The organism is Chryseobacterium sp. SIMBA_038, from assembly GCF_046535115.1.
GTDB lineage: Bacteria > Bacteroidota > Bacteroidia > Flavobacteriales > Weeksellaceae > Chryseobacterium.
On record NZ_JAWRXH010000167.1, the window covers coordinates 1 to 272 of the forward strand.

General features: G+C 37.9%; 1 pseudogene. It reads right to left on the minus strand.

Annotated elements, in window-relative coordinates:
- Window positions 1–272 (minus strand): annotated as a pseudogene (locus tag SB689_RS23140) (cysteine--tRNA ligase); the annotation flags it as partial.

The following is a 272-nucleotide window of genomic DNA, read 5'->3' on the forward strand; positions in this document are numbered from 1 at the left end:
GTACGATTTCCATGGGCTCCAACTTTTCAAGTCGGGTTTGTTTTACGAATCTGTCGTTATCAACGTTTCCATCATCAGTAAGATGCCCTGCATCGGTAATATTTCTCACATATCTTACTTTATACCCTAAATGCATTAAGGTACGGTAGATAAAATCGAATGAAAGGAAAGTTCTTACATTTCCCAAGTGCACATTGCTATACACTGTAGGTCCGCAGACATACATTCCAACATTTCCGTCTAAAATAGGTTTGAATATTTCTTTTTCCGCT